Origin of the sequence: Vibrio gallaecicus (assembly GCF_024347495.1) — a bacterium.
In the GTDB taxonomy this organism is placed as follows: domain Bacteria; phylum Pseudomonadota; class Gammaproteobacteria; order Enterobacterales; family Vibrionaceae; genus Vibrio; species Vibrio gallaecicus.
The window spans coordinates 787,259-812,455 of record NZ_AP025491.1; the positions used below are offsets into that span (position 1 = coordinate 787,259).

Sequence of the window (25,197 nt, forward strand, 5' to 3'; positions counted from 1 at the left end):
CATACATCCATTTATTGTTTCTTTAATTATGAACTTAATCGGTTCAATTCTGGCTTAACCCACACTTGGCTAAAATCAAACCAGCCAAGCGCATTACACTTAGCATTTTGCAACGTACCACACTGATCTTTATTTACACCCAGCCAACAGTGAAACATAGGAATTAGCTGATAACTATTAACTAGCTGCTTGCCTAGTTGTCTAGCTGGAAATGCATCATGCTCACCGGCTCGCCATTGATCAACTAACTGGCACCACTGGTCAAAATCATCCAAAGGGCTCAATAATTCAATGTCGCTGTAATCCATCAACCAGCCAGCAAGCGCATCATCACGGTTATTCGATATACCCATTGGCTTTATCCAAACATCCACATTTTCAGGTTCTGGAAGGGTGTGATCATAAGTGATGAATTCAACTGCCACACCGTATGATTTCAATACTTTGGCAATTGCTTTCGCCAAAATTGGAAACATTGGATGCTGGAAGTGGTAAGCAACTGTGATCTGTTTGTTGTTAGTTGGCGGCGCTTCCACTGGGCTTAATTTAATATCATACCAACCTGGTTTTAAGCCATAAGCATGCAGTACACCTAAATCGATAACTTTTTCTTTAGGAATGTGCGCAAATAGGTCAGATGCGTTTAGTGCATTGGATAAGAAGATTGCCCATCGTGGATCGGTCGCAATACCAGATCTTCGATTAAGCAATAAATAGGTACAACCTGGATCAAGCTCGACTTCATCACTCTCCCCTCTATCTGCCATTACTGGCTTAGACAAGCTTGGATAAACCATAGAAGAGTAGGCTTCATCGACAACCCATACTTCCACTCGGTCAACTAAAGGTCTAAAGCCAAAGTAACCATCAAAAGCATGCAGAACGAGGCGCTTTTCATTATTAGCTTCAATTCTATACGGTCCAGTACCTATCGGTTTAAGATCATAGTCTTCGCCACGTAAACTTTGAGGTAAAGTAATTTTGGCACTTGATTCAGTTAAAGCTAATGGGAAATGTTTATCAGGGCGGGTTAAAAATACATCTACAACCCAGTTTTCTGAAGAGGTCACATCTTTAATGTGCGAAAACATGTTCAGAGACTCTAAAGCCAGAAGATTAACCACTACATGCTCAGTTAAAAGCGGTTCACCATTATGGAATCGAACCCCTGGTCTAAGGTAAAAACGCCAGTGAGTATCAGACACTGATTGCCATGTGTGCGCAAGATCTGGCTGTAATTTGTCATGATCATCAAGGCGAGTTAAACCGCTGAATACCTGACAAGCTATATGCTGCTCTGAGCGGCGCATAGATTTGGATGGGTTTAACATTGAAAGAGGTCGATAATAAGGCAAGCGAATCACCTGCTCCCCCTCTTGATATTGAACGCCTAAATAACGTTGGATAACTTGCGTTAGTTTCCCTGCATCACTATCTAATACTGTCAGTGCTTGACCAATTTTGCCTTCTTCCAAGTAACGTCGAGCAAGGTTTTCGCTAACATCATTACGGTTTTGCTTGAAGTTAAGTTTAGATAACTTCCCTCGCCCAGCAGCAGGATGCCACTCAATCCAACCTTCCTCTTCTAACTTATTGAGGACGATTCTCGCGTTTCGGCGTGTACAACATAAAACATCCGTAATTTCTTCAAGCTGGATGTCTGTATCTTTACCATCGCAATGTTTGAATAGCGTTTCGAATTGAACGCGGAGTCTTGGGCTGCTCATAAAGAGGAAATCTTATATAACTGAAGTTATTTACAGTTTCCTCATTTTCTTAACGGAGATCAATCATACAAAGCACGATTAACAAAAACTTTTCAAATCTATCAGATAATTGCGCAGCACAATTCAGCAGAAACCTGGTTTAGTTGTTGTTCATTATCAAGTTTAATTGACCATTTACACTCTGAACCATTGGCCGATATTACATTTGCCCCATTGCCAATTAACTGTATAGAATCAACCTGAGCCTGTAAGGTGACCCTATGCTCTCCTTCAAGTCGAACGACAAGTTCATGCGCAGTGACGATGATTTTTCCGCTTTTAAAAGTAATAACCATATACTGCCTACTTAATATATCTTCTTGATGTTCGGGTGCTTTCGCTCGATCAGACCTACTAACCTGTGTTGTAAAGCACTGGCACTAGTTAATCGATTTAACCCTCTCATTGATTAACTTTCTTATGCTTCTTAACCGCAATGGTTAATCGGCTGGTACAAACTAACCTTTTTCGTTCATCAGTAATATTGATTTGCCATACTTGAGTAGAGGCGCCTAAATGAACAGGCTCTGCCGTTCCAATCACATGCCCTTCACGCATTGCTCGAATGTGGTTAGCGTTAATATCTAAACCCACACAGTAGTAATCTTCACTTACGCAAAAGTTTGCAGCTAAAGAACCTAATGTTTCAGCCAGTACAACAGAAGCGCCACCATGCAACATACCGAGAGGTTGATGAGTGAAATGGCATACAGGCATAGTTGCAACTAAGGAATTGTCGTTCACTTCTGTATAAATAATATTGAGGTGCTCAATCAAAGTATTTTTTGATGTGGCGTTTAATGTTTCTAGATCGACTTCTTTTTTCCAAATGCTCACGTTTAATCCTCAATTAAAATTTACGCATTATTAGTGCTATTTATCGTTCAGATACTATGAAGAAGTTTTCGGAATGATGTAAGTTAATGTTAACATGCAAAAAAAACTTATAACACGAGGATGTTTTATGACGTCATGGATGAAGGTGGCTTCTCTTGTCACTTTAGCAGGCTTAACAGCATGTAGTGCATCACCTACTGGTCGCAATCAATTACTGCTTTTCTCAGATCAGGATATGTCACAGCTAGGTGCTCAATCTTTTGAACAAATGAAAGCAGAACAGCCAATAAGTAAGGATGCAAAAACCAACCAGTACGTTCAATGCGTTGCAAATAGCATCACACGACATATCCCTAAACAAGGATTCAGTGAGTGGGAAGTCGTGGTTTTTGAGAGTGATCAAGTCAATGCCTTTGCTTTACCTGGTGGTAAAATTGGTGTTTATACTGGCTTACTTAAAGTCGCAGTAAATGAAGATCAGCTAGCAACCGTAATTGGTCATGAAATTGCTCACGTAATTGCTGACCACAGTAATGAACGTCTGTCTCAATCTCAACTAGCGAATACTGGACTTCAAATTACTAATGTGGCGATTGGTGCTTCTGAATACAGCCAATACCAAGGTATGACAATGGCAGCACTGGGTTTAGGGGTTCAATATGGGGTTATTTTACCTTATGGAAGAACTCAAGAATCTGAAGCAGATATTGTAGGATTAGACTATATGGCGAAAGCCGGGTTTGATCCGAGACAGAGCGTTAACCTATGGCAGAACATGGCAAAAGCTTCAGGTGGCAACCAACCGCCAGAATTGCTATCAACGCATCCTTCTCATGATACTCGTATCAAAGACTTGCAAGCTACCATAAAAACGCTACCTAGCTATGGAGCGACCAAGCCTAATTGCAAAGCTTAATGGTAAGATCCAAATAAAAACGAACGGTTCTAGCCGTTCGTTTTTTTAAGAATAAATAATGGTCTATTTAGATTTACGTCCCCAAGATTTGCAGCGGCAAACTCAACAACTCATCACCCGCCGAGGCAAAATACCAGATAATGCCTATAAGACTACTTACTAAGCCTACATACCAAGCAAAGGAAAACAGTTGCCCATACTTGTCTAAAGGAAGTAAATGACTATGATGCCTACCTCTCCACTCGATAAGAATTTCCACGCTGCCCATTATAAGTAAGAAGCCAAATAGCGTTAAGTTCATTTGGTAACTGATCACCACACCAGCAATTGCAGCAGCAACACACAATACAATTCCCAGCATGCTATTCATTGAAAAGCTGATACTTTTTAATACATGCCCACCATCTAAAGGAAGAATGGGCAGCAAGTTGAACAAATTCAATAAAGCATTAAAAACAGCAAGCCCTGCAAAGAACATCTCACCTGTTACCCAGTACAATACCGTGAAGATGATAGATAGAATTAATCCAAAGAATGGACCCATGATGGAGATAACAACATCTTGCCAACGCGTATTAATTTTCTCATCTGAAAGAGCTAGTCCGCCTAAAAATGGAATTAAATAGATCCCTTTTGTTTTCATCCCGAAATACTTCATGGCACGAATGTGACCATATTCGTGAAACATCAAACAAGCTATGAGTGCGAGGGCAAATTGAATTGAGAATAACCATGAATACGCAGCTAAACTAGCTGAAGCCAAGACGACTTTAATCAGTTTTGCACTTTTTAATGCTTTCATGCCCAGAGAAACCAAACCAATTAAACTAAAGCGCTTTTCAGCCTTAGGTGCCACAAATGGTTTTTGCTGTTCGATATCTTTGGTATCTCTAGTACCACTAGCCATTACCTCATCATTAGCAGTTACACGGTAACCTAAATGAAAGGGCTGCCAATTTACTTCAACACTTACTTGGCAATGAATCTCTTTTTCATCTGCTTTAAGCACAAAAGTATGCGCTCTCTCTTTATTTGAATCTGAATGCGCATCCAATTGAGAAACTAACGTATTGTTCCAAAACAATTGTTGCCAACCAGCCATCGAACCTTCTAAGCGTAATGGTTTGCCAAGAAATTCTATTGCGAGTAATTCCAAATTTTCTTTCCAATGTTGTTCGAATAAGTGGAATCACATTATGCCGATTAGTTTTTTCAAGGTAAACAGAAACAAAGGTGTTACAAAATAAGCAACTGAACACTAATTAATCAGCAAAGTAACACAACAAGTCTGGTCACACCTCCAACCACACATAAATCATTGATAATTTGAATATAATTAGTGTTAAAGTCCCGCCCCCCTAAAAACATAACTTCACAAAATATCTCTCCACTCTTTGACTTTTAATAAAATGTTGAATTAACATATCATTTACAAATGAGTAACTTTAATAAATGTGCTCTATGTGTTTTCAATAATAAGAATGAGATTTGATGCCCTAGGAGGGTCAAGGATGAAAACAGTACAACGCTCTCTCGTTTCCCTATCCGTATTATTTGCTTGCAATACACTCGCTGCTGGCTTCCAAGTAGCCGAACACTCAGCTTCAGGTCTTGGACGTGCATTTTCTGGTGAAGGCGCAGTAGCAGACAATGCAAGTGTACTTGCACGAAACCCAGCTGCGATGACTTTATTTGATACTGCACAATTTTCAGGTGCGCTATCTATTGTTGATCCTGAAGTGGATATCACGCAGACAAAAATCAATGATAATGACTTTAACCAAACATCAAGTGATGTCGCACCTATGCAATTTGTCCCTGCGGCATATTACATCAGCCCTATTAATGATTCTTGGGCATGGGGTATTGGTATGTTTACCGCCTACGGCGTAGCAACCGATTACCCTGATGACATATTTGCAGGCGATTTAGCCGGTGATACCTCACTTGTTTCGGTTAACTTGAATCCAAGCATAGCTTATCGTCTTAATGAGAGTTTTAGTATTGGTGCAGGTCTTAACCTTGTATATGCAGAAGCTGAATTAAACCGACACAAAGGCAGCCTTCCTTTGAGTGGCTCTGCCAGTGACAAGCTTATTTCAATGACGGGTGAGACGTTTGCTTTTGGTTGGAACGTAGGTGGCTTGTACGAACTTGATGAAAACAATCGATTTGGTATTGGTTATCGTTCTGCTGTCGACCTTGATTTTGATGATGGCGAATTTACTGACTACTATGGCGGAATCATTTCTGATCCTTCTAAAAGCCAAACCACTGGTCGATTAGAAATTAGCTTGCCTTCCATTTTAGAGTTATCAGCATTCCACCAATTGAATGACCAATGGGCAGTTCACTACGGCTGGCAACTGACTAACTGGAGCACCTTTGAAGAACTCAAAGCCACATCACCTGACTGTAATGGTGGTGTGTGTTTCCTTAAAGAAGAACACTATGACGATAACCAACGTTGGTCTGTAGGCGGTACCTACACAATTAATACTGAATGGACAATCCGCGCGGGTTTGGCTTATGACGAACAAGCTGGTGAAGCGACGTTGAGTATTCCTGATAGCGATCGTTACTGGTATTCAGCAGGTCTTACCTACACGGTTTCTGAAAACATGACTCTCGATGCTGCATTTGCATTAGTTCAAAGTAAGAGTGGTTCATTTACAGAAACAGACGCTGCTGGGCAAAAGTTAACCTTTGAATCTGAAGCTGTTGCTTACTTATCGGCAATTCAACTTAACTACACATTCAACTAAGTTATCGGGAAAACATAAAATGAATAATAAATTTTCTTTATCTCTAGTATGCTCCGCTTTGTTACTTGCAGGTTGTGGTGACAACAGCGGAAGTAGTGGCACTTCAACGAGTGCACCGTATTCTGATGCCATTAATGAATCGCTTGCACGCAGTTCATCAATCAATTTCAACCTATTAGGAAGCGATGCAGACGTTCCTTTGCCGTCATTTCTTTTATTTGATACTAGCGACCATACTCTAAACATTCCTTTAAGTTCTTCTTCTACTGGTCAGCTTAATGACCCTATGGTGGCAATGGGTGAAGCCGATGGTTGGAGTACTATCATGCCATTCACCATTAACACTAACTTGCCAAGTGATAGAACACTAAAAAATGATGTAGTGATGATGGGTACAATTCCATTTAGTGCTCACTTGAATAGTGGTGTAAAAGTTGCAAAAGTAGATGTTGACCTGAGTACGGGCGTGATGTCTAACTTTACTGCTCTTACAGCAGGGGTTGATTACTTGGTTGCTTCAAGTGATTTCAAAACCATTCAAGTATTACCTCTTAAAGGTTTGGAGCCAGGTTCTGATTATATTTACGCATTAACTGATTCGATTATGGACAGTGAAGATGAATCACTAGGTACTTCTAAGTCCTATGCTTCATTAAAAACCACTGATATTGATCAAGCCGGATCGCTAGATCTTCCGCAAAAAGTCATCCACCAAGTTGAAGCTCTATTTGCTGGGTATGGTCAAGTAACCAGTTCAGATGACATTATCTATTCTTCATGGTTTACCACAGCATCTGCAGGTAACGTGATGAACGGTACTAAAGCCGCGATAGCTCAAACTGTTATGCCAAACGTAGCGCCTTCGGACATCTGGAAGAACCTCGCGAACCCGAATAATCTTTCTGCCGCTACTTTAGATAGCTTGTATAGCACGGCAGTTTCAAGCACCGTTCAAGATTTTGCAACCGCGGTTAAAAATGACGAGATGTTTACGACTGCTTTTAGCCAAGATTCAGCCGATAAGCTGGCAACAGCTTACGATACAAACTTTGCAGACCCTAACATCGCTTCTATTCAGGTTTATCGCGGCACCGTTGAGTTGCCGTATTTCTTATCTGATTCTTTAGAAGACGACGCTTGGAAGAAAACGCCATGGCGCAGCGCGATGCCTAGTGTGCTAACGATTTTAAGCACGCTAAGTTCAGGAAGCGACAGTGACAAAGTGGCGATCGCGACTCAACTTGCAGGCTTAGGTATTACCGACCCTGCAACTCAGCTCTATGATCCTGAGTACCAAAAATTATTAATTGGTGAGAAGCTAACACTTGCTAATGGCGACCAACTTGATAGCGCTCGTATCATGACGAAATACAGTGCAGTACCGCAAGTTCGCGCTGTGAAATCTGTACCTTTCATTATGTTTGTACCTGAAGGTGCAGCTATTGATAGCAATTTACCGATTCTGCAATATCAACATGGTATTACCAATATTAAAGAAAGTGCTTACGCATTTGCGATGCAGCATATTGGTGGTGCAATGTCTGGCGCAGCGCCGTTTAAACCTTATGCTGTGATAGCAATTGACCAACCACTACATGGTGAACGCCAATTAAGCCCTAAAGTTGTGACTACTCCATCAAACGCGACGGTATACATGAATCTTGAATACCTACCGGTTGCTCGTGACAACATTAGACAGAGTGCAATTGATGGCTTAGGTCTTCGTTATGCCTTAAATATGGCTTCTGACGCGGCATTCAATAACCTTGATAAAACCAATGTCTCTTTATTTGGACATTCAATTGGAGCTATCACGGGCATCAGTTCGTATACTATAGGTAATACAACGCTTAACCCTGCTATCGATTCAATGTTCAGCTATACGAGCGCGACCTTGTCAAATCCAGGGGGTGGTATAGCTCCATTCTTGCTGAACTCAGGAACTTTCTCTCCTGATATTAAGCACACTGTTAGTATTTCAGGTGTTCCTGCTTACAGAACTCACTACACCACTAATTGCTATACGCAAGATATAAGTGGTGGTGACTGCTTTACTGCTTACTACACAACTATAAGTGATGACTCAGCATCTGCAGAAGAGAAAGGAGTTAAAGCAACTATTGATTCAACTCTTTCTTCATTCACTTTTGCCGCTCAAACCGTGCTCGATAATGTAGACCCATTCAATATTGCTTCGACAACAACAGGACCTGTTCTTGGTATTCAAGCCGCTAACGATCAAACGATTCCCAACTCTGTAGCGACCGTACCAACAGCAGGCACTGAGCCACTGTTTAACAAGCTGTCACTAGTGAATACTGCACGTGATGCAAGCGGTCAAAAAGTGGCGTCTTATTTTGATGCAGCTTCCTTTGCTGAGCACTCAACAGTAATCACGCCACAAAGTGTGAATGACGTAGCTGCAAACACTGAGATGACCTCGCAAATTGTTCAATTCACTCTAACTCAAGGTAATGCAACAGGTACTTTGAACGTTGATGCTTCTCTACTTGATGCTTCTAAAAATGCACAAGTTTCTAACAACCCTTAAGCCTCTATGAACCTTTAGGCTTCTAAGAAGCTTAAGGTTTCTAAGAGCACTTAGTCGCTTTTATTGAGAAGTCGAACGAACAAATGCCAGCTTAATCGCTGGCATTTTCATTCCTATTCACTGTTCTTTTTCTTCCAAATTCTATTATCTTTATCGATTTGCTCAGTTACTTAACCGTGTGTTTACCTACCACAATACAAATGTTTTACTTCATCAAAATTAATCGGCACAGAATACCGTACGACCTCTTTCTTTCTTGCAAATAAAGTGGATAATAGCCGACTTATTAATACCTATTAAATGTGAGTCCATTATGTCTTCTGAAGCAACTATGCTAGAACGCTGCCAATCTAAATGTGAACTATGTGGTTCTGATTCTTCACTAACTGCATACGCAGTACCACCACATAGCCACGTAACTGTGGATCACGGCATCATGGTGTGTGATAAGTGCCTTGGTGAGATTGATGAGCCAAAAGATATTAACCATTGGCGTTGTCTAAATGACAGCATGTGGAGCCAAGAAGCCCCAGTTCAAGTAACGGCTTGGCGTCAATTGACTCGTCTAAATGCTGAAAGCTGGGCTCAAGACCTTCTAGACATGATGTACCTTGAAGAAGAGACGTCAGTATGGGCACAAATCGGTATGTCTGCCGACGATAAACCTTTCGATGTGAATGGCGTTGAGCTTAAAAAAGGTGACGACGTAACAGTAATCAAAGATTTGCCAGTTAAAGGTACAAACCAAGTAATTAAGCAAGGTACTGTTATTCGCGGTATCAGTGTTGGTGATGATCCAAAGCTGGTTTCAGGTAAAACCAATGGCGGACAATCTATGTACGTTATTGCTGAATTCTGCCGTAAGAAATAATTTTTGCGTCTTAATTTACTGACTAAAATTTTCAGTAGATGAAATTAAACGAGTTGAAAAACTACGATTGTAAAAAGGCGCTATTAGAGCGCCTTTTTTAATATTTGAACAAAATATATTGAGTTAAAACTGGTTACTATTCACTCACCACAAGACCGTAATTCTATAAAAGAGAGTAACCTACTAGCTAATCCCACTTGCCACTTTGTAATACACAATGCCAAATAAACCAGCAAACACCAAAATAGTAATGAGTACTTTTAACCAAATAAACTTCATTTTTTCACCTCTTAAATTATCACACCACAAGTGATTTCTATGCTAAAACTAACTGTCAGCACCACACTTTTCACAAGGCTCATAAGTTCTATCACCCTCACTGATTACAACGAACTCTCGTACGCACACATCGCATAAAACTAGTTTTGGATAACTCACCTTGCCTTTCTTAGGCTGTGACTTCCCTTCTGTTGTGTATTTCTTTCTCATTCTAAGCTCTACGTTGAATCTTGTTTGGAGAATTATAACAATGATTTTAAGATGTGAAATGCTATCAGATCACTGATAAAGAATTTGATAATCATAGGAAAAGTTATAGATCGAAATTGCAGTATACAGACTCTCAAATAAGCTTATACGATACAAAAACCGAATGATTGGTTGAATGATCAAGTGAGAAACATGGTAAAAATTACAGATAAAGAGAGAATTAAATATGGCGATGAAAAGTGATGAGATATGAGGGTAATTGATGGGAGATAAAAGCAACGTGCAATAACTTATGAGATAAGTACTACACGTTGATATTAAGATGCCAAGGCATAAGCTTCAAAAGCTTAGTTAAAAGCTAAAGTGTAAAAGCTTAAATGTAGAAAGCTTCTACAGTGCCTTTCAACGTAATTAGGATTGGTTGTCCACGACGATCTAAAGCTTTAGGTGAAGGGATTTTTACCCAACCTTCACTGATGCAGTATTCCTCAACATCCGTGCGCTCTTTACCGTTTAGGCGGATGCCAATTGGGTATTCGAAACATTCAGCAACATGGTGCGGGCTACGAGGGTTACCAGCAAGATGATCTGGTAAAGCTGGCTTTGAATTAGTATCGCTCATTTTCATGACCTAGTGTATATATAAAAGTGCGTCATTGTAGTCAATACAAGGCTTACGCTCAAGTGATCTCAGAACAGATTTGCTTAGAAGGCTCTAGATTCCTCAGTTAAATTGCTATCAAAGCTCAGATTGCACCATTTCTATTATTTTCTTGGCTTTTTCAAAGTGGTTTAATTCATGTTTTTTAATCCACCACGTTGCAGCTTCCATCAAAAGCTCTGGATCATCATTCTTATTTGCAAAAAAAGCATAGAATGAAACTCCAACACCCTCACCTTTTTGCTGAATCTTCTTGGTACAAACATCGATTATTTTGTTTTGCAGCGATCTACGCATTACTTAACTCCAATTTGCAAAAGTCTAGGTTACACAGTATAGAACGCTACCTCAACAGTTAACTGTATATATATACAGTTAACTTTAAATGACCGAAAAAAGCTAACCAAATGAACACTTTTCGTATTATTTATGCACTCACAGGTCTTATATTGCGCACATGAAACAGTCAACCCCGAAAAGTTGAATGTTGAATTGGTAGTCAAGGATGATACTAAATTCCTATTAGCACAAAGCTAAACTAAATAGGTTAATCAAAAATTGGGGTTTCAGGATCTGGTTCGGCACGATTGTCTGCCAGTCCAATTTCACCAGCAATATAGATAGCACTTGTTAGCGCTTCTATTGTTTTATTGCCTTCACGCTTTGGCACATCACCAATAACCGGAACCGACTCTGCTTCCTTTATAGATTCACACACAATACTTTCACAAATAGCTTGTGATTCTAAGTGAGGTTCTATTTTAAGAGGCTTATACCCGAACAGCTGGAAGTCACGAGAATCATCACTGATGTTATTAGCTTCTTGCCTATTGCTAGAACCCTTATTAAGCATCTGAAATTCTTGATGATCCTCTTCAGTAACATTAGTACTCCCATCAGCACTGATGGCGTTTGTAGAAAAAAGCACGCTAAGCAGCATTAAAAATTTCATGTATACCTTCCTAGATACCATTCACCTAATTTATAAATGGTATCTAACAAGTCGGATTTTGAACAGTGTTTTTATGTAATGACTTTACTTACAAACGACTTTAAAGCGCTCTAGAACGAGCATCATGTCTTCGCTAGGTTCTATACCTAATTCTTCACATTCTTTTGAGAAAAAACGCCAGTGGGCATCACGCCACCAAACTAAAGTCTTATCACCCTCACCTTCTGCCGCTGCAAATTCAGGAGTAACACCTATATATTCACATTTAGAAACGGAAGTTATTTCTATAATACATACAGGGTCACCGTTCCAATTGGTCACGACTTGCAGGTGCCCAATTTCTGGCATTATCTCCCCTTCATGACTGTACCAATACTCTAAACTACATGAAGCTTGCTTTTCTCCACGTAGAATAAGCTCTGCACAGATGTTGGCATTGTGTTCATCTGCACAGTAATAGTCGGCACTAAAGGAGGTATACTGGCTCGCCACTTCTGGGGCTAATGACTTTAGGTATTTAACTAGATAACTCTGACTTCTTTCTTCCATGAAAACAGGCACCTTTACGATTAAAAATAAGTAATAATAAGCTGTTAAACCAATGGTATTAATGAGCTAAGCTTTTTTCACATATTTAGCGGTAACGAGCATTTCGCCTGCGCCATCAAGCTTACAGTCAAGCTGGTGATCCTTTCCTTCAATGATACGTTTGATAACAGCTTTCGTACCAATTTTTAGATTTATAGAACTGCCTTTTACTTTTAAATCTTTTACCAGAGTGACTTTATCACCTTGCTCCAAAACTTTTCCATTCACATCATGCACAGTGAAAGCTTCTTCAACTTCTGATGGGTTCCATTCATAGGCACATTCAGGGCATACAAGATGGCTTTGATCTTGATAGACATATTCAGACTGGCAATTAGGGCATGGTGGAAATGACATAAGCTACAACTTTATTTAATAAATTCAGCCGGTATTTTAATTATTAAAAGCTATCTTAGCGAGTATGTTTGTGGGAATTTTTAGAAGTAGGCTCTGATATCTCACTAAGTTAATGGAGTTACCCTCAACTCTCCTCTATCAGTCTCTCTTTATCGCATGATCAAAAAAGGCGCTCAACGGCGCCTTTAGTTTTCATTCATGAGAGTTTAGTAATCTCTTAGCCAAATATCATGATTTGATAGCGCTTTTTTACGCTTCTTCTTTCCCGTTCCAGCCGGTTTCGCTACTGGCTTGATTGCCTCTAGAAGTTCTTTTGTCGCTTCTTCATCAACTTCAAAACCTTCAACTTGCTCACGCTCTAGTCGAATCTTGTTCTTTTTCTCGATTACTTTGAAATGATGGTAATCTTCGTAATCAATCAACGATAGCGCCAGACCAACTTCACCAGCACGTCCACTTCGACCAATGCGGTGCATGTAATCTGAAGGGCTTCTTGGTAAATCAAAGTTGATAACAACAGGCAATTTTTCGATATCTAAACCACGTGCAGCAATATCTGTCGCAATCAGTACATCAATTTCACCTGATTTAAAGTCTTCAAGTATACGTGTACGCGCGCCTTGCCCTTTATCACCGTGGAATACTTCAGCAATAATGCCTCGCTTATAAAGCTTATCAGCCAAGTGTTCACAGCTATTCTTAGCATTTACGAAGATCAGCGCTTGGCGCCATTCGTGCTTTTTGATCAAATGTGCAAGCAGAGCTGTCTTTTTTCCTTTATCTACAGTAAATACACGCTGAACAAGAGTTGAAGCATCATTACTTTGAAGCTGTACTTCTACAGGATCATTTAATAGCTCTTGAGTAAGCGCTTGAACTTGCTCTGGGAAAGTTGCAGAAAACAGCAGTGTTTGCTTTTGTTTCGGCAACAAAGCCAGTAATTCAGATAGCTCTTCAGTAAAACCTAGGCTTAGCATTCTGTCTGCTTCATCAAGAACCAGCGTATTTACTTTATCCAGCTTAACCGCATTGCTTGAAATAAGATCAAGTAGACGACCAGGAGTCGCAACAAGAATATCCGCACCACCACGTAGAGCCAGCATTTGTGTATTTGCTGATACACCACCAAAAACACAAACCGTTTTAATTGCGCCATTAAAATGCGTTGCGTAAGACTTCACGCTATCAGCAACTTGTTTTGCTAATTCACGGGTAGGAACAAGGATTAGGTTTGAAACAAAGTTACCCTTGCCATGTTTGCTACCAGAATGAACACCTTCACGCTTATTGGTATACAACTCTTGCAATAAAGGAAGAGCAAAAGCGGCAGTTTTACCAGAACCTGTATTTGCCCCTGCAATTAAGTCACGACCAGTTAAAACACTTGGGATGACTTGTGCTTGAATAGGAGTTGGTTGTTGATATTCCAACTCGTTTAATCGAGCTAACAGTGGAGAGATAAGACCAAGTTCAGTAAAGTTGTTTGGCGTTTTAGCGGTAGTCATGAATATAAAGGCTCAGAGCTAAGATAATAGCGGCATATTTTAACGTATTTATGGCTTCTTGAGTGAGTTAAATTGCATTTCCTGCGCAAACTAAACAATCAAGATGCTGCCTATTGAAAATTAAGGCTTAATCCAACCTGCAACGGTTTGCTCTGGTTTGAAAGACCCCGGCTTAGTCAGCCACACGGCAACAGCATCTGCTTTAGCAATTAATAGCCTTTCAGGAATAGTAAAGTGCCAATCAGATGAAGCTTTCATGTTTCCTTCATACAGCACCACAAAGTCATGCTCTAACAATTTTCCTTTATTCTCACCAGCTTTCACTTCAGTGATCTCATCCATGGCAAGCAGAGTAATATGAGCAATATACTCCCCCTTCTTCTCGTAACGGATATAATACTCATCACCCAGCTTTTCAAGCGCTAACAATGATCGTTCTTTAGTCGCTGATTCTGGTAATGAGCGCTCTAGCCAATTGAAATAACCGCGCCACTCATTTCCATCCACAATAAAACCCGGGGTATAGACGCCACTGGTTACACCATAAGCTTTATATAAGCGTTGCTTTTGGCTAAATGCTGCACTGGCAAACTTATCTTCCCAGCCTAGATAATTCCAATAGTCGACATGATAGGCAACAGGAATGTACTCCTGCCAAAGTGTTGGCTTATCTTGAAACTCACTTAGATATTGATCGGCTGGAGGGCAACTGGAGCAGCCTTCCGAAGTAAACAGCTCGATAACTTGGGCAGGTTTCCCTTGATGTTCCCACGTTTGTGCAACAGTAGAGAAAGGGAGCGCAACTAAAATCTTAGCCGCTAAAAGAAAAGGAGTGATTCGAAGCATCTGGACAGCCTATAGAAAGTGGAAGCCTACTCTACAAGACCGCAATAACGCTGTTTTTCTTTCAGATACAAAAACGCCAGCTTTATTAGCTGGCGTTTATAATTCATTTGCGAAAATTAACGGTACATACCGATATCTTTCTGCATGTGCCCAGATAAATCATTTGCGTAGTAGCTTTTTGGAGCGTTATCTACAAATAAGATATCTAGAATGTGAGCAATCAGTCCTTTGAAGTTAACCGAGTAGGTTTTCTTATCCATAGAGTTTGGAACAGCGATAGTATTCATTTGAATTGCTTGAGCCATGATTGCCTCTCTATAAATTTGTTTGTGTGATTCGTTTCGTTGAGAAGAATATTAAGTGTTTTTATGGCAATTACAAAATGACAAAAACTCCTAATTCAGATTAGTTTTTCTAATAAAACAAACCATTAACAATCTCTTTGATTATGCATTCGATATAATTGAATACAAATTCAAAATTGTGCTTATTTATTGAATTTCGCATAATTTACTACCATTTACGCATGCTTTGCATCACAATTTTTTTACAAAATTTATTTTACACAGCCCCTTCCATTCTATATTAACCATATTTTTTGATTAGTTATTTTGTTGTTAATGTAAGGAACCAGTAAGGATTATTTATTACTACTTTGCATCGGTTTACCAAAACAAAATATAGTGAACGGCATATTCTTCATGCCTATATTCCAAAAAGTATTAGTAGGATGGTGTCTGTATGATTTTTATAATAATGAACTGTATCAATCAAAAATGAATCATCATTCAAAGCGATAAATTATTGATTGGAAGATGCAATAAAACGAATAAAGAATGGTGTCTTTATAGGGGCATTGATTTTGATGAGAATGAAAGTAAATAGCCAGTCATATGGATAATGACTGGCTACTATCTTGAACTGCTACTTAGGAAGTGATGACCGTTTTTTTACTGTATACGGATGCCACAACTGCAATCAGCATAGTTGAAACTAGAACACCCAGTGAAACAAAGGTTGGAATTGCCCATTGGCTTTCGACCAACAACATTTTTACACCGATAAAAACCATAATGAACGATAAGGCAGGTTTCAAATAAATAAACTTATCCATCATACCTTGAAGCACAAAATACAGTGATCGTAACCCTAGTAGTGCAAATACGTTCGCAGCTAATACTAAGAATGGTTCTTGAGTCACTGCAAAGATTGCAGGAATCGAATCTAAAGCGAACATCACATCCATCACTGCAATTGCACCGATTACTAGCATCATTGGTGTTAAGAGCCACTTGCCACTTTGTTTAATTAGCAGTGCATTACCGTGAAAACTATCACTCACAGGCATAATTTTACGCAGTAATTTTTCAGGGTAAGGGCTAATACTGTCTTCACCTTTGTCTAGTGCAAGCTTAACACCAGTGGCAATTAAGAAAGCAGCGAATACATAGAGAACCCAATGGTATTGAGCGAGCAACTGAGCGCCAACAGCAATCATAATCGCTCGTAGGACAAGCGCCCCTATTACACCCCATAATAATGCTCTAGGTCTTAAATGCTCAGGTACCTGGTATTGACCGAAAATCATGGCAAATACAAATAAGTTATCAACGCTCAGTGATTTCTCTAATAAATAACCCGTTATAAACGCGATAGAAGCTTTCTGAGGCGAGTAATCACTTGAAGGTGAATAGACATCCCAGAATAAATAAATGGAGCCTGCAAAAACGAATGCGAGCATTATCCAGAAAACGCTCCAAGTGCCAGCTTTTTTGATCGTGACATTACCGCCGCGTGTTTGATAGATATCAATAGCAACCAGAACAAGCGTTAACAAGAAGAAACAAGCGTAAGTAATAGTACTTGATGAATTCAATACAGTTTCACTGCTCGATGCCACAGAGCTTACAGTTACAGAGCTAGAGTTAACAACACTTGCAGTCGCTATACTTGCGCTAACTAAGTTTGATATAACTGAGCTTGAAGTGTCTAAGCCTGAAGAAGCGAGGCTTGAAACGGTGGAACTAATTGATGATATAGATTCAGTTGGGTTCATTATCCCTCCGGGCGGAAGGACTTTCATTAGACCTTCCGCAAACAAAACTAATTAAGAAAAACACTGTATAGATCCAGTGTTACTCAATGTTGATTGCGTTGGTCTCGTTGAAGTGAAATTGGGATTTCACCTTTATTTACCGGATAAGCTCTTTGGCTTAACGAGATGACGATAAATAAACTTGCGCTAACTACTCCCCAAACGAGTGGATAGTAGTCCTCAAATTTTCTGACGTCTATATAAATTTTACCAAAATAAACAAAAGGAGCATTTCGCTCCTTTTATGTCATCACGCTGTAGTAAGAATGTTACTTCTATAGGGCTGATTATTATGTTTTTTCTATACATTAATTGCATTTTAATTAAGAGCTAAGGTCTAATACGAAAACATAATAAACGGTATTAGGAACATTCTAGACACCAGAAATAGGTACAAAATAAACCAGTACCGACCAAGCTGAAACCCAACCTACAACGACAACTGCATCTACCCAATCTTTATTCCACATCTGATTTCTCCCAAGCCTAATATCCTTTATTAGGGTCAAGAAAAATAGAGCAAAAACCATACCGAAAGTACGCGAGTTAACACCTTTATTTTCGAAAATTTTCAGCCATATTACCTATCTGTACATTACCCTTCGCAAACGCACGCGAGGCAATCATAGCCATTATTATTACCTAATGCTTGAGGTTGATCGGTCAAGAACTCGATGAAACAATCGGCCATTGAAACATTAGTAACCAATCCTTCATCCAGCATATCTAATACTGCACCATAGCCTTCTTTACCTTTCATGGTATAAGCAGATGAAGTACCTATATAGGTTTGATTAGATATGACCTTTTGCCATCCCATCGCTTCCGTGTAAATTTCCAAGTGGCTGATTCTATGATTGATCGGGTGTTCTTTGTGATAACAGAATTTAAGGTTATGGGTATATGGAAAGCTACCAGTACCCGTGCCCACTACACCATTGTCTATTGAATTGTTAATTGCCCCCTCTAGCATTGCCATCATTGTACTGCCCAGTACGGTATAAACGCCAATAGGCACGGCAAACGGAAGCAGTTTTCCGGCAATATCTGCCACAGATACATCGCCGGCATTAAGTGAATTTCTGACTCCACCAGCATTATGGATAGCAAACTCAACTTGGTGCCCTTTCTTATTCATCATGTAATGAAAAGACTGCGCAACAAGAGGGGCTAATTCACTTGCGCCTTGTTCATCTGGCACTCGCACATGGCGAAGTTTTTTATCAGTAGAAGCGATCACTTGTTGCTGAAGCTTTCTTACTCTTGGTAAATACTTATCAACAAGAATGCTTTGAATGCCAGAGTCTTTCTTACACACAATAATATTTGGGTGTTGGTGCAAATAGCTACATGCAAACTGATGGGCTTGATCATTGCCTTCTTCACTCATTTTGGCATCTAAAAATAATCGGCGCCCCAGAAGTAACTCATTTTTACCATTAAAACTTATGACTTCGCCTTCAGCTGAGAACTCAATCTCACAATGACCTAAACTCATAGAGTGAAAACCGGCTTGAACGACATAAGTGCCATTAATTAAGACACCGTATTCATCATCTTTTACTAAACCCACGCCAGAAAAGTCACCCTGTAACCTATGACTATGCCCACCCACGATGACACTGATTCCTTCAATTTTGTTCGCTAGATCTAAATCTGCTTCATAGCCTAAATGGCTGAGCAAAATAATTTTGTTAATCCCTTGCTGGTGAATTTGTTCAATCGTCGCTTTCGCTGTATTCAATGCGGAGGTAAATGGCGTATCTAGATCTGGGTTGGCAATGTCTGCCATTTTATCGATGCTTAAGCCAAAGATTGCGATCTTTTCTCCATCAAAATCTTTGGTAATAAAAGTCGCGCTATGGGTTTCAGGGATGTAAGGCTTAATAATGGGGTTATCAGATAAGGTATGAGTTTTATTGATATCTTCATTCGATAAATCCCAGTTACCTGCCAGTAAAGGAAACTCAATCTTTTTAGCGAAGATAGCCACCGGTTCATTACCCATATCAAGCTCGTGATTACCTAATGTCATTGCATCTATATTCAGAGCATTCAACAAGTCGGCATTCGCTTTACCTTTAAATAATGAAAAGTACAAAGTACCTTGGAAACAGTCTCCAGCATGTAGAAACAGTGTACCCTTACCTTGTCTCGTTGCTTCATCTTTTAATTGTTTAAAACGTGTTGCGATTCGAGCAAACCCGCCAGTACTAACATAAGGTTCGATGATTTGCTTATTCACATTTAGTGATAGCTGTAATGACGTTGGTTCAAAGTATGAGTGGGTGTCATTAATGTGTGCCAAAACAATTTTGGTCGGCTTATTATTTTTAGTCATATGATTTCTCTCTTTGTCCCATTCATACTAGGTGGAGAATCATGACAGAATCGTGAATTTTATGAAACAAGACTGCAAAAAAATCTCACTCTTATTTCAGTATAGAAAAGAGTGATTTCTACCAAAAGATTTTGATTTGTGACCAGGCAAGACACCAAACGGTGAATTTTCTATTATGATGAAAGTAATCTGTTAGCTTTCAAACAATTAGCAGATACACCAGCAGGAGTAAGCCTATGCAATTAGAAAGAATAGAAATTTCTGGCTTTCGCGGTATCAAACGTATGTCTTTAGCTTTTGATGAGCTCACCACACTAATAGGTGAAAATACGTGGGGTAAATCGTCTTTATTAGATGCACTTTCAGTCGTATTACCCGCAGATGGCATCCCCTATCATTTCGAAATGCCCGATTTTCATGTCGACTATTCTGTTTCTCACCCACAATCTCAGCACCTTCAAATCGTTCTCTCTCTTAAAGCTAATGACAAAAGCGAACTTAATGCTGGTCGATACCGAAAATTAAAACCGATTTGGGTTCAAGACGAATTTGGCGTCTTTCGAATCTATTACCGAATTAGTGCAACCCTTGAGCAATACGAAACCACTACCCATTACGCCTTTCTAGATTTAGAGGGAAATCCTCTTAAACTTCACCACTCTGAAAAATTAGCGCAAGAATTAATGACGCTTCACCCGGTAATTCGCCTGCGTGATGCTAGGCACTTCGAGCGACCATTTAATGCTCAAACAGCTAAAAGCAATGGCAATGGCAATGGCAATGGCAATGGCAATGGCAATGGCAATGGCAATGGACAGACTAACGGTAACACTAGAGTTGAAAAACGAATTGATAACACTTGCCGACGTTTAATGGCTATTCCGGGACATGTAAACAAAGGTGAAATGCGTAGCAGCCTTAATTCAATGCAAAGTTTAATTGAGCACTACTTTTCATTTAAGAGCTTAACAAGAAAGAATCCTCGTAAACCAAGAGACGGTTTACTCTATTCATCAGGGGCAAATGACAAAAGTATTCACCAAATTGTAGAAGAAACGAAAAACAAACAAACTCAACTGCTGTTTATGGGACTGTTGAATGCCTATTTACAAGCAAAGGGACCAACCGATCTAAGGCGTTGCGCTCGCCCTTTATTGATCCTTGAAGATCCTGAAGGTCGTTTACACCCGACACACCTTGCTAGAGCTTGGAGTTTATTGCAGAAGTTACCCATGCAAAAGATCTTAACGACTAACAGTGGTGACCTTCTTGCAGCTGTACCTCTACAATCCATTCGTAGGTTAGTTCGTCAATCAGACAAAACTGTCGCAAATCAGCTATCTACAAACAAATTCTGTAAAGATGAACTGCGTAGAATCGGTTTTCATATTCGTTTTCACCGTTCTGGTGCTTTATACGCAAGGTGCTGGTTATTAGTGGAAGGTGAAACGGAAGTGTGGCTTTTCAATGAGTTAGCGAATCAATGTGGCTATAACTTAGCAGCCGAAGGCGTTCAAATCATTGAGTTTGCACAATCCGGTTTGAAAGCTCTTATCAAAGTAGCCAAAGAGTTTGGGATTGATTGGCACGTAGTGACTGATGGAGATGCAGCAGGTAAAAAGTATGCTTCCACTGTTATTTCACAGCTCGGACACGATCAAGAGAGACATAGACTGACAGAACTGCCAGATAAAGACATTGAGCATTATTTATATGCGAATGGCTTTGAAACTTTTTTTAGAGATATGGTGAAGATCCCGCATGATCACCCTATTCCAGCCAAAAAAGTGGTAATGAAAGTCTTAAAAAAACACGCAAAACCCGACCTAGCTTTAGCTATTGTTTCTTATTGTGAAAGTCGCGGTCAAGAGTGCATTCCTCTGCTACTTAGATGGACGCTAAAGCGTGTAATTACCATGGCAAACGGTAATACCTAACTTTCTGATTTCATATATGAATATTTTATAGATTAATCTGATTATAACTTCTATTAAAAAAGGCACACCAAATGGTGTGCCTGTATAAAAACATATACAAATTAATCGGGGGTTAATCTTAATCCTTACAGTACAACCAACATTGTGTAAAAACTGATTTAAGCTTTCGCGTGCTTAAGCTTTTACTTGTTTAGAGTGTTGTTCTGGTAATTCAGAAGATTGGTTTGATTTTTCATGAAGCCATAAGCCCGTTGCTTTCATTAAGTATCCAAATACACCACCGAGCAGAAGTGAAGGCACAACAAGTTGCCAATCACCTGCTGCTGCAAATGTCGCACAACAACCAATGAAGGTACCAGGGATGTACCCTAGCCAAGCTTGTTTTGCTTGAATACACATAAAGAAAGCAACCACAGCCGTAATCACATAACCCAGAATTTCAAGACCTGCAAATGTTGAGCTGTGAATAATCACCATCGCCCAAAAAACGCCAGTCATGTTTGTCAGTAAGCTACTCAATAGCCCCTTAAACCCGGCAGTAGGTGAAGCAAAGTAGCTGGTGCACCCTAAGAAACCAGCCCACGAGAGTAAGCCAAAAGAAATGGCAATCCATCCCCAAAGACCTGACAAAATACCTGTTGTTAAAGAAATTGCGACTAATGTACTCATACTATTTCTAAACATTCAGTAGTTGCTGTTGCTACTACCTGTTTAGCCTCATATAAAATCAAGTATGCATACTATGTGAAGAATGGACTTTTTCTAGCGATCTAAATCACACTAACAATGTACGGTGGATTGGGTTTATCACAATAAGGAGACCGATATCGCTTAATCAACAGATATCGGTATCTAGGTTTGGGTGGGATTTTTATGAATATTATCTAAATTAGAATCTTAAAGGACCGATGGTCTTCCTTTCATCATTCGTTTACCTTCTTGCTTTATACATTCAGCAAGCGGGTTTTCAGACATATCGGCACGCCAAATAAATGAAAGTGTTCTTTCCATTTCTAACTGCGGCACATTCAGTGTTACTAACTGTCCTGATTCGATAAAACGCTCTACATCTAAAAATGGTAAGCATGTTAGATATTGACCATTCGCAACCAAACTTCTCAGTACTGGAACGTGCTCATACTCACGCCATACATCAAGATCTGAAATTAAATGATGAATAGAGCTATCAAATATTTTTCGAGTGCCAGAGCCATGTTCACGTAATACCCACTTTGCTTGCTCTAATTGAGCCAAACTGACCCTTTCACGTTTTGCAAATGGATGATGAGCCGATGCAACAACGGTTAAATGGTCTGTACACCACACTTCTTGATTCACTCGGTTGTCGTCACAGCGCCCTTCAATCACACCTAAATCATATTTGTAATCCAGAACTCCATCTATCACAGCTTGGGTACTTTGCACTCCAAGCTCAATTCTCATTTCCGGAAAGTCGTTATCAATAATACTGATGAGGTCTGGAACTAAGTGCTCTGCTGGAGTTTGGCTCGCGCCAAGTTTAAGTTCACCACTTAATAGATGCTGTTCATAAAAGCCCATCTCAATTTGCTGAGCATCTTGCAATAAACGCTTGGCTTTGGGTCTAAGCCACATCCCCCAATGAGTAAGCGCCATTTGCTTCCCTTGCCTTTCAAACAAAGGTCTGCCGAGCATTTTCTCTAGTTGTGCAAGCGACATACTGGTCGCGGATTGTGTCAGGGCTAACTTGTCAGCAGCCTGGCTCACACTGCCGGACTCTGCAACAGCGTCAAACACCGTTAGTTGCTTAAGTGAATAGCGCAATTTTCTTCCTTAATTTTATTGTCATTATATGTGGATCCATCGCTTTATAAAACTGACGTTGTAAGCAATCAATTTCATTTTACCCTCTGAAAAATCTATATCAATATTTTTGATAAGGTTTTTAAAAATTATCAATTTTACCTAAGCACCTTCGAGTCGTAATCTGATTTGGCAGCACAGAAACACAGTCTGCAAAACAAATAAATAAACACTTTACTCATTAAACACTGACTCATTAAAACACTAGGAATTACGTATGAAGGATTGTTCAAGGAGGTGGTATGGCTGCCAGTACTTCTGAAAATCATCAATTGTTTTCACCGACAGAAATGATGGCTGAAGCTGAAAAGTTTGCATTAAGTAAAGCCAGTAAAACGAGCGGGATGACAATCAGCTTAGCCATTATGGCAGGTGCTTTTATCGGCTTAGCATTCTTATTCTACATAACCGTAACAACAGGTAGTGCAGATGCAGGCTGGGGGCTCAGCCGCTTAGCAGGCGGAATCGCATTTAGTATGGGGCTTATATTAATCGTGATATGTGGTGGAGAGCTTTTTACAAGTTCAGTTCTCTCTAGTATTTCATGGGCAAATAAGCAAATTACATTTGGCAAGATGCTGTCTATTTGGGGAAAGGTCTACCTAGGTAATTTCATAGGAGCAATGTTTCTTCTTGCTCTTGTGGCGGCGGCAGGTTTGTACCAATTGGATCATGGTCAATGGGGACTTAATGCTCTAAACATTGCACAACACAAGCTACACCATAGCCCAGTTCAAGCGTTTGCTTTAGGGGTGCTATGTAACCTACTCGTCTGCTTGGCTATATGGCTAACATTTAGTTCTGCCAATGCCATGACTAAAGCAATGATGACAGTTCTACCCGTAGCAATGTTTGTCAGCAGCGGTTTTGAACACTGTGTTGCCAACATGTTCATGGTGCCATTGGGGATTACTATCCAAACATTTGCACCTGAAAGCTTCTGGGTACAAATAGGCGCAAGCCAAGCAAGCTACGCAGATTTGAATATTGTGCAATTCGTTACCGCTAATTTAGTACCCGTAACACTTGGCAATATCGTCGGAGGTGCAGTACTCGTTGGATTAGCTAACTGGAGCATCTACCGCCGCCCACAACTAAAAGCAACTCAAGTTGCCACTATTACTCAAACAACAAATATTACGTCAGTTAAGGAAAATCCTATGAACACTAACACTCTAGTTAAAGAAATCATGAATACTCAACCTATTACTCTTAGTGTGGAAATGCCAACTGCCGTTGCTATCGATACACTTTTGGATGCTAACCAAGTTGGCGCTCCAGTATGTGACATTGAAGGTCGCTTAGTTGGATTTTTCTCTGTGCATGACGTGATGGTTGATTTGTGGTGCCAAGATTACTTACCAGTTAAAGGTCAAAAGGTTGTTGATTTAATGAGCCGTGATGTCATCGCAATAAGCTCTACAGACAAACTTGTGGATGTTGCTGAATTCTTATGCATCGATAAAGAGCAGCTATACCCAACAACAAGCATGGGCATCGCGACTCGCTTAACTTCTCTATCTCTTGAAGAGCGAGCAAAAGCGATGAAAGTGAGCCAGCCACATATGCTGCCTGTTTTAGAAAACGGCGTGATGACTGGCATGCTCACCAGAGCAGAAGTAATGAAGTCATTACGACCAGTATACGGTGATCGTTTGAATATTGTAGAGCCAGCACAACTAGAAACGGCGTAACTAAAAACCTTAGCTGTAAGAGCATTAGTTGGTAAAACAGTAGTTAGAACGCTAATCATAAAGAATTATTCGCCATACAACGTTAGGCTAATAGTTGGATAATAAGTAACAAAGCTAAACCTACAAAGATTAAAATTAATAATAGTCATGTAGTTAGTATAGATTTAGTGAGAATGGTTCTAGT

General features: G+C 39.8%; 23 protein-coding genes. 6 read left to right on the forward strand and 17 right to left on the reverse strand.

Annotation, left to right across the window (positions count from 1 at the left end; genetic code table 11):
* Positions 1-26: 26 nt before the first annotated feature.
* The 3 genes from OCU78_RS17910 to OCU78_RS17920 form a co-directional block, all read right to left on the reverse strand.
* Entirely contained in the window at positions 27-1,727 is a 1,701-nt protein-coding gene (locus tag OCU78_RS17910; protein ID WP_137374202.1) for an SgrR family transcriptional regulator, read from the reverse strand.
* Between the two features lie 101 nt (positions 1,728-1,828).
* Complete coding sequence (locus tag OCU78_RS17915) at positions 1,829-2,062, reverse strand: DUF3389 domain-containing protein (protein WP_137374201.1); 234 nt, start codon at positions 2,060-2,062, stop codon at positions 1,829-1,831.
* 106 nt (positions 2,063-2,168) lie between these two features.
* Entirely contained in the window at positions 2,169-2,603 is a 435-nt protein-coding gene (locus tag OCU78_RS17920) for a hotdog fold thioesterase (RefSeq protein WP_137374200.1), read from the reverse strand.
* A gap of 127 nt (positions 2,604-2,730) precedes the next feature.
* On the opposite strand from OCU78_RS17920, the gene OCU78_RS17925 reads away from it, so the two are divergent.
* On the forward strand, positions 2,731-3,519 hold the full coding sequence (locus OCU78_RS17925) for a M48 family metallopeptidase (RefSeq protein ID WP_137374199.1): 789 nt from the start codon (positions 2,731-2,733) through the stop codon (positions 3,517-3,519).
* A gap of 73 nt (positions 3,520-3,592) precedes the next feature.
* Here OCU78_RS17925 and OCU78_RS17930 read toward each other — a convergent pair whose 3' ends face one another.
* Positions 3,593-4,675, reverse strand: a complete 1,083-nt coding sequence (locus OCU78_RS17930) for a site-2 protease family protein (RefSeq protein ID WP_137374198.1) — start codon at positions 4,673-4,675, stop codon at positions 3,593-3,595.
* A 355-nt stretch (positions 4,676-5,030) separates the two neighbouring features.
* Here OCU78_RS17930 and OCU78_RS17935 point away from each other — a divergent pair, with 355 nt between their 5' ends.
* From OCU78_RS17935 to OCU78_RS17945, 3 genes are all read left to right on the forward strand, one after another.
* Positions 5,031-6,284, forward strand: coding sequence for a porin (locus tag OCU78_RS17935; protein WP_137374197.1), 1,254 nt, complete (start codon positions 5,031-5,033; stop codon positions 6,282-6,284).
* A 19-nt stretch (positions 6,285-6,303) separates the two neighbouring features.
* Positions 6,304-8,835: a VolA/Pla-1 family phospholipase gene (locus tag OCU78_RS17940; protein ID WP_137374196.1), complete on the forward strand. Its 2,532-nt coding sequence runs from the start codon at positions 6,304-6,306 to the stop codon at positions 8,833-8,835.
* A gap of 313 nt (positions 8,836-9,148) precedes the next feature.
* Complete coding sequence (locus OCU78_RS17945) at positions 9,149-9,706, forward strand: PhnA domain-containing protein (RefSeq protein WP_137374195.1); 558 nt, start codon at positions 9,149-9,151, stop codon at positions 9,704-9,706.
* 327 nt (positions 9,707-10,033) lie between these two features.
* Here the strand turns inward: OCU78_RS17945 and OCU78_RS17950 are convergent, their stop codons facing one another.
* From OCU78_RS17950 to OCU78_RS18000, 11 genes are all read right to left on the reverse strand, one after another.
* The gene (locus OCU78_RS17950) at positions 10,034-10,195 is read right to left on the reverse strand and encodes a hypothetical protein (RefSeq protein WP_167494055.1); all 162 of its coding nucleotides are present in this window, start codon (positions 10,193-10,195) and stop codon (positions 10,034-10,036) included.
* Between the two features lie 373 nt (positions 10,196-10,568).
* The gene (locus OCU78_RS17955; protein WP_137374194.1) at positions 10,569-10,817 is read right to left on the reverse strand and encodes a DUF3297 family protein; all 249 of its coding nucleotides are present in this window, start codon (positions 10,815-10,817) and stop codon (positions 10,569-10,571) included.
* A gap of 117 nt (positions 10,818-10,934) precedes the next feature.
* The gene (locus OCU78_RS17960) at positions 10,935-11,153 is read right to left on the reverse strand and encodes a DUF6500 family protein (protein WP_137374193.1); all 219 of its coding nucleotides are present in this window, start codon (positions 11,151-11,153) and stop codon (positions 10,935-10,937) included.
* A gap of 250 nt (positions 11,154-11,403) precedes the next feature.
* On the reverse strand, positions 11,404-11,808 hold the full coding sequence (locus OCU78_RS17965; RefSeq protein ID WP_137374192.1) for a hypothetical protein: 405 nt from the start codon (positions 11,806-11,808) through the stop codon (positions 11,404-11,406).
* 84 nt (positions 11,809-11,892) lie between these two features.
* Positions 11,893-12,357 (reverse strand): ASCH domain-containing protein, encoded by a 465-nt coding sequence (locus OCU78_RS17970; RefSeq protein WP_137374191.1) that lies wholly within the window; start codon positions 12,355-12,357, stop codon positions 11,893-11,895.
* Positions 12,358-12,423: 66 nt separating this feature from the next.
* Positions 12,424-12,753: a zinc ribbon domain-containing protein YjdM gene (locus tag OCU78_RS17975; protein ID WP_137374190.1), complete on the reverse strand. Its 330-nt coding sequence runs from the start codon at positions 12,751-12,753 to the stop codon at positions 12,424-12,426.
* A 206-nt stretch (positions 12,754-12,959) separates the two neighbouring features.
* Positions 12,960-14,258, reverse strand: a complete 1,299-nt coding sequence (locus OCU78_RS17980) for a DEAD/DEAH box helicase (RefSeq protein ID WP_137374189.1) — start codon at positions 14,256-14,258, stop codon at positions 12,960-12,962.
* A gap of 120 nt (positions 14,259-14,378) precedes the next feature.
* A complete protein-coding gene (locus tag OCU78_RS17985; RefSeq protein WP_137374188.1) occupies positions 14,379-15,104 on the reverse strand; it encodes a DUF1223 domain-containing protein in 726 nt (241 codons plus the stop codon).
* A 116-nt stretch (positions 15,105-15,220) separates the two neighbouring features.
* Positions 15,221-15,409 (reverse strand): hypothetical protein, encoded by a 189-nt coding sequence (locus tag OCU78_RS17990; protein ID WP_137374187.1) that lies wholly within the window; start codon positions 15,407-15,409, stop codon positions 15,221-15,223.
* A 623-nt stretch (positions 15,410-16,032) separates the two neighbouring features.
* Entirely contained in the window at positions 16,033-17,160 is a 1,128-nt protein-coding gene (locus tag OCU78_RS17995; RefSeq protein ID WP_137374186.1) for a TerC/Alx family metal homeostasis membrane protein, read from the reverse strand.
* Between the two features lie 634 nt (positions 17,161-17,794).
* Positions 17,795-19,540: a bifunctional metallophosphatase/5'-nucleotidase gene (locus OCU78_RS18000; RefSeq protein ID WP_137374185.1), complete on the reverse strand. Its 1,746-nt coding sequence runs from the start codon at positions 19,538-19,540 to the stop codon at positions 17,795-17,797.
* Between the two features lie 236 nt (positions 19,541-19,776).
* Here OCU78_RS18000 and OCU78_RS18005 point away from each other — a divergent pair, with 236 nt between their 5' ends.
* On the forward strand, positions 19,777-21,477 hold the full coding sequence (locus OCU78_RS18005; protein WP_137374184.1) for an ATP-dependent endonuclease: 1,701 nt from the start codon (positions 19,777-19,779) through the stop codon (positions 21,475-21,477).
* A gap of 174 nt (positions 21,478-21,651) precedes the next feature.
* Here OCU78_RS18005 and OCU78_RS18010 read toward each other — a convergent pair whose 3' ends face one another.
* Positions 21,652-22,146, reverse strand: a complete 495-nt coding sequence (locus OCU78_RS18010; RefSeq protein WP_137374183.1) for a DUF1097 domain-containing protein — start codon at positions 22,144-22,146, stop codon at positions 21,652-21,654.
* 228 nt (positions 22,147-22,374) lie between these two features.
* On the reverse strand, positions 22,375-23,280 hold the full coding sequence (locus OCU78_RS18015) for a LysR substrate-binding domain-containing protein (RefSeq protein WP_137374182.1): 906 nt from the start codon (positions 23,278-23,280) through the stop codon (positions 22,375-22,377).
* A 281-nt stretch (positions 23,281-23,561) separates the two neighbouring features.
* On the opposite strand from OCU78_RS18015, the gene focA reads away from it, so the two are divergent.
* Complete coding sequence (focA, locus tag OCU78_RS18020; RefSeq protein WP_137374181.1) at positions 23,562-25,013, forward strand: formate transporter FocA; 1,452 nt, start codon at positions 23,562-23,564, stop codon at positions 25,011-25,013.
* Positions 25,014-25,197: the final 184 nt, after the last annotated feature.

What these genes read in the sequence shown, in the direction of transcription:
- OCU78_RS17910 (WP_137374202.1), bottom strand. Translation starts at nt 1,727, where the DNA reads ATGAGCAGCCCAAGACTCCGCGTTCAATTCGAAACGCTATTCAAACAT.
- OCU78_RS17915 (WP_137374201.1), bottom strand. Translation starts at nt 2,062, where the DNA reads ATGGTTATTACTTTTAAAAGCGGAAAAATCATCGTCACTGCGCATGAA.
- OCU78_RS17925 (WP_137374199.1), top strand. Translation starts at nt 2,731, where the DNA reads ATGACGTCATGGATGAAGGTGGCTTCTCTTGTCACTTTAGCAGGCTTA.
- OCU78_RS17935 (WP_137374197.1), top strand. Translation starts at nt 5,031, where the DNA reads ATGAAAACAGTACAACGCTCTCTCGTTTCCCTATCCGTATTATTTGCT.
- OCU78_RS17940 (WP_137374196.1), top strand. Translation starts at nt 6,304, where the DNA reads ATGAATAATAAATTTTCTTTATCTCTAGTATGCTCCGCTTTGTTACTT.
- OCU78_RS17945 (WP_137374195.1), top strand. Translation starts at nt 9,149, where the DNA reads ATGTCTTCTGAAGCAACTATGCTAGAACGCTGCCAATCTAAATGTGAA.
- OCU78_RS17950 (WP_167494055.1), bottom strand. Translation starts at nt 10,195, where the DNA reads ATGAGAAAGAAATACACAACAGAAGGGAAGTCACAGCCTAAGAAAGGC.
- OCU78_RS17955 (WP_137374194.1), bottom strand. Translation starts at nt 10,817, where the DNA reads ATGAGCGATACTAATTCAAAGCCAGCTTTACCAGATCATCTTGCTGGT.
- OCU78_RS17960 (WP_137374193.1), bottom strand. Translation starts at nt 11,153, where the DNA reads ATGCGTAGATCGCTGCAAAACAAAATAATCGATGTTTGTACCAAGAAG.
- OCU78_RS17965 (WP_137374192.1), bottom strand. Translation starts at nt 11,808, where the DNA reads ATGAAATTTTTAATGCTGCTTAGCGTGCTTTTTTCTACAAACGCCATC.
- OCU78_RS17970 (WP_137374191.1), bottom strand. Translation starts at nt 12,357, where the DNA reads ATGGAAGAAAGAAGTCAGAGTTATCTAGTTAAATACCTAAAGTCATTA.
- OCU78_RS17975 (WP_137374190.1), bottom strand. Translation starts at nt 12,753, where the DNA reads ATGTCATTTCCACCATGCCCTAATTGCCAGTCTGAATATGTCTATCAA.
- OCU78_RS17980 (WP_137374189.1), bottom strand. Translation starts at nt 14,258, where the DNA reads ATGACTACCGCTAAAACGCCAAACAACTTTACTGAACTTGGTCTTATC.
- OCU78_RS17985 (WP_137374188.1), bottom strand. Translation starts at nt 15,104, where the DNA reads ATGCTTCGAATCACTCCTTTTCTTTTAGCGGCTAAGATTTTAGTTGCG.
- OCU78_RS17990 (WP_137374187.1), bottom strand. Translation starts at nt 15,409, where the DNA reads ATGGCTCAAGCAATTCAAATGAATACTATCGCTGTTCCAAACTCTATG.
- OCU78_RS17995 (WP_137374186.1), bottom strand. Translation starts at nt 17,160, where the DNA reads ATGAACCCAACTGAATCTATATCATCAATTAGTTCCACCGTTTCAAGC.
- OCU78_RS18000 (WP_137374185.1), bottom strand. Translation starts at nt 19,540, where the DNA reads ATGACTAAAAATAATAAGCCGACCAAAATTGTTTTGGCACACATTAAT.
- OCU78_RS18005 (WP_137374184.1), top strand. Translation starts at nt 19,777, where the DNA reads ATGCAATTAGAAAGAATAGAAATTTCTGGCTTTCGCGGTATCAAACGT.
- OCU78_RS18010 (WP_137374183.1), bottom strand. Translation starts at nt 22,146, where the DNA reads ATGAGTACATTAGTCGCAATTTCTTTAACAACAGGTATTTTGTCAGGT.
- focA (WP_137374181.1), top strand. Translation starts at nt 23,562, where the DNA reads ATGGCTGCCAGTACTTCTGAAAATCATCAATTGTTTTCACCGACAGAA.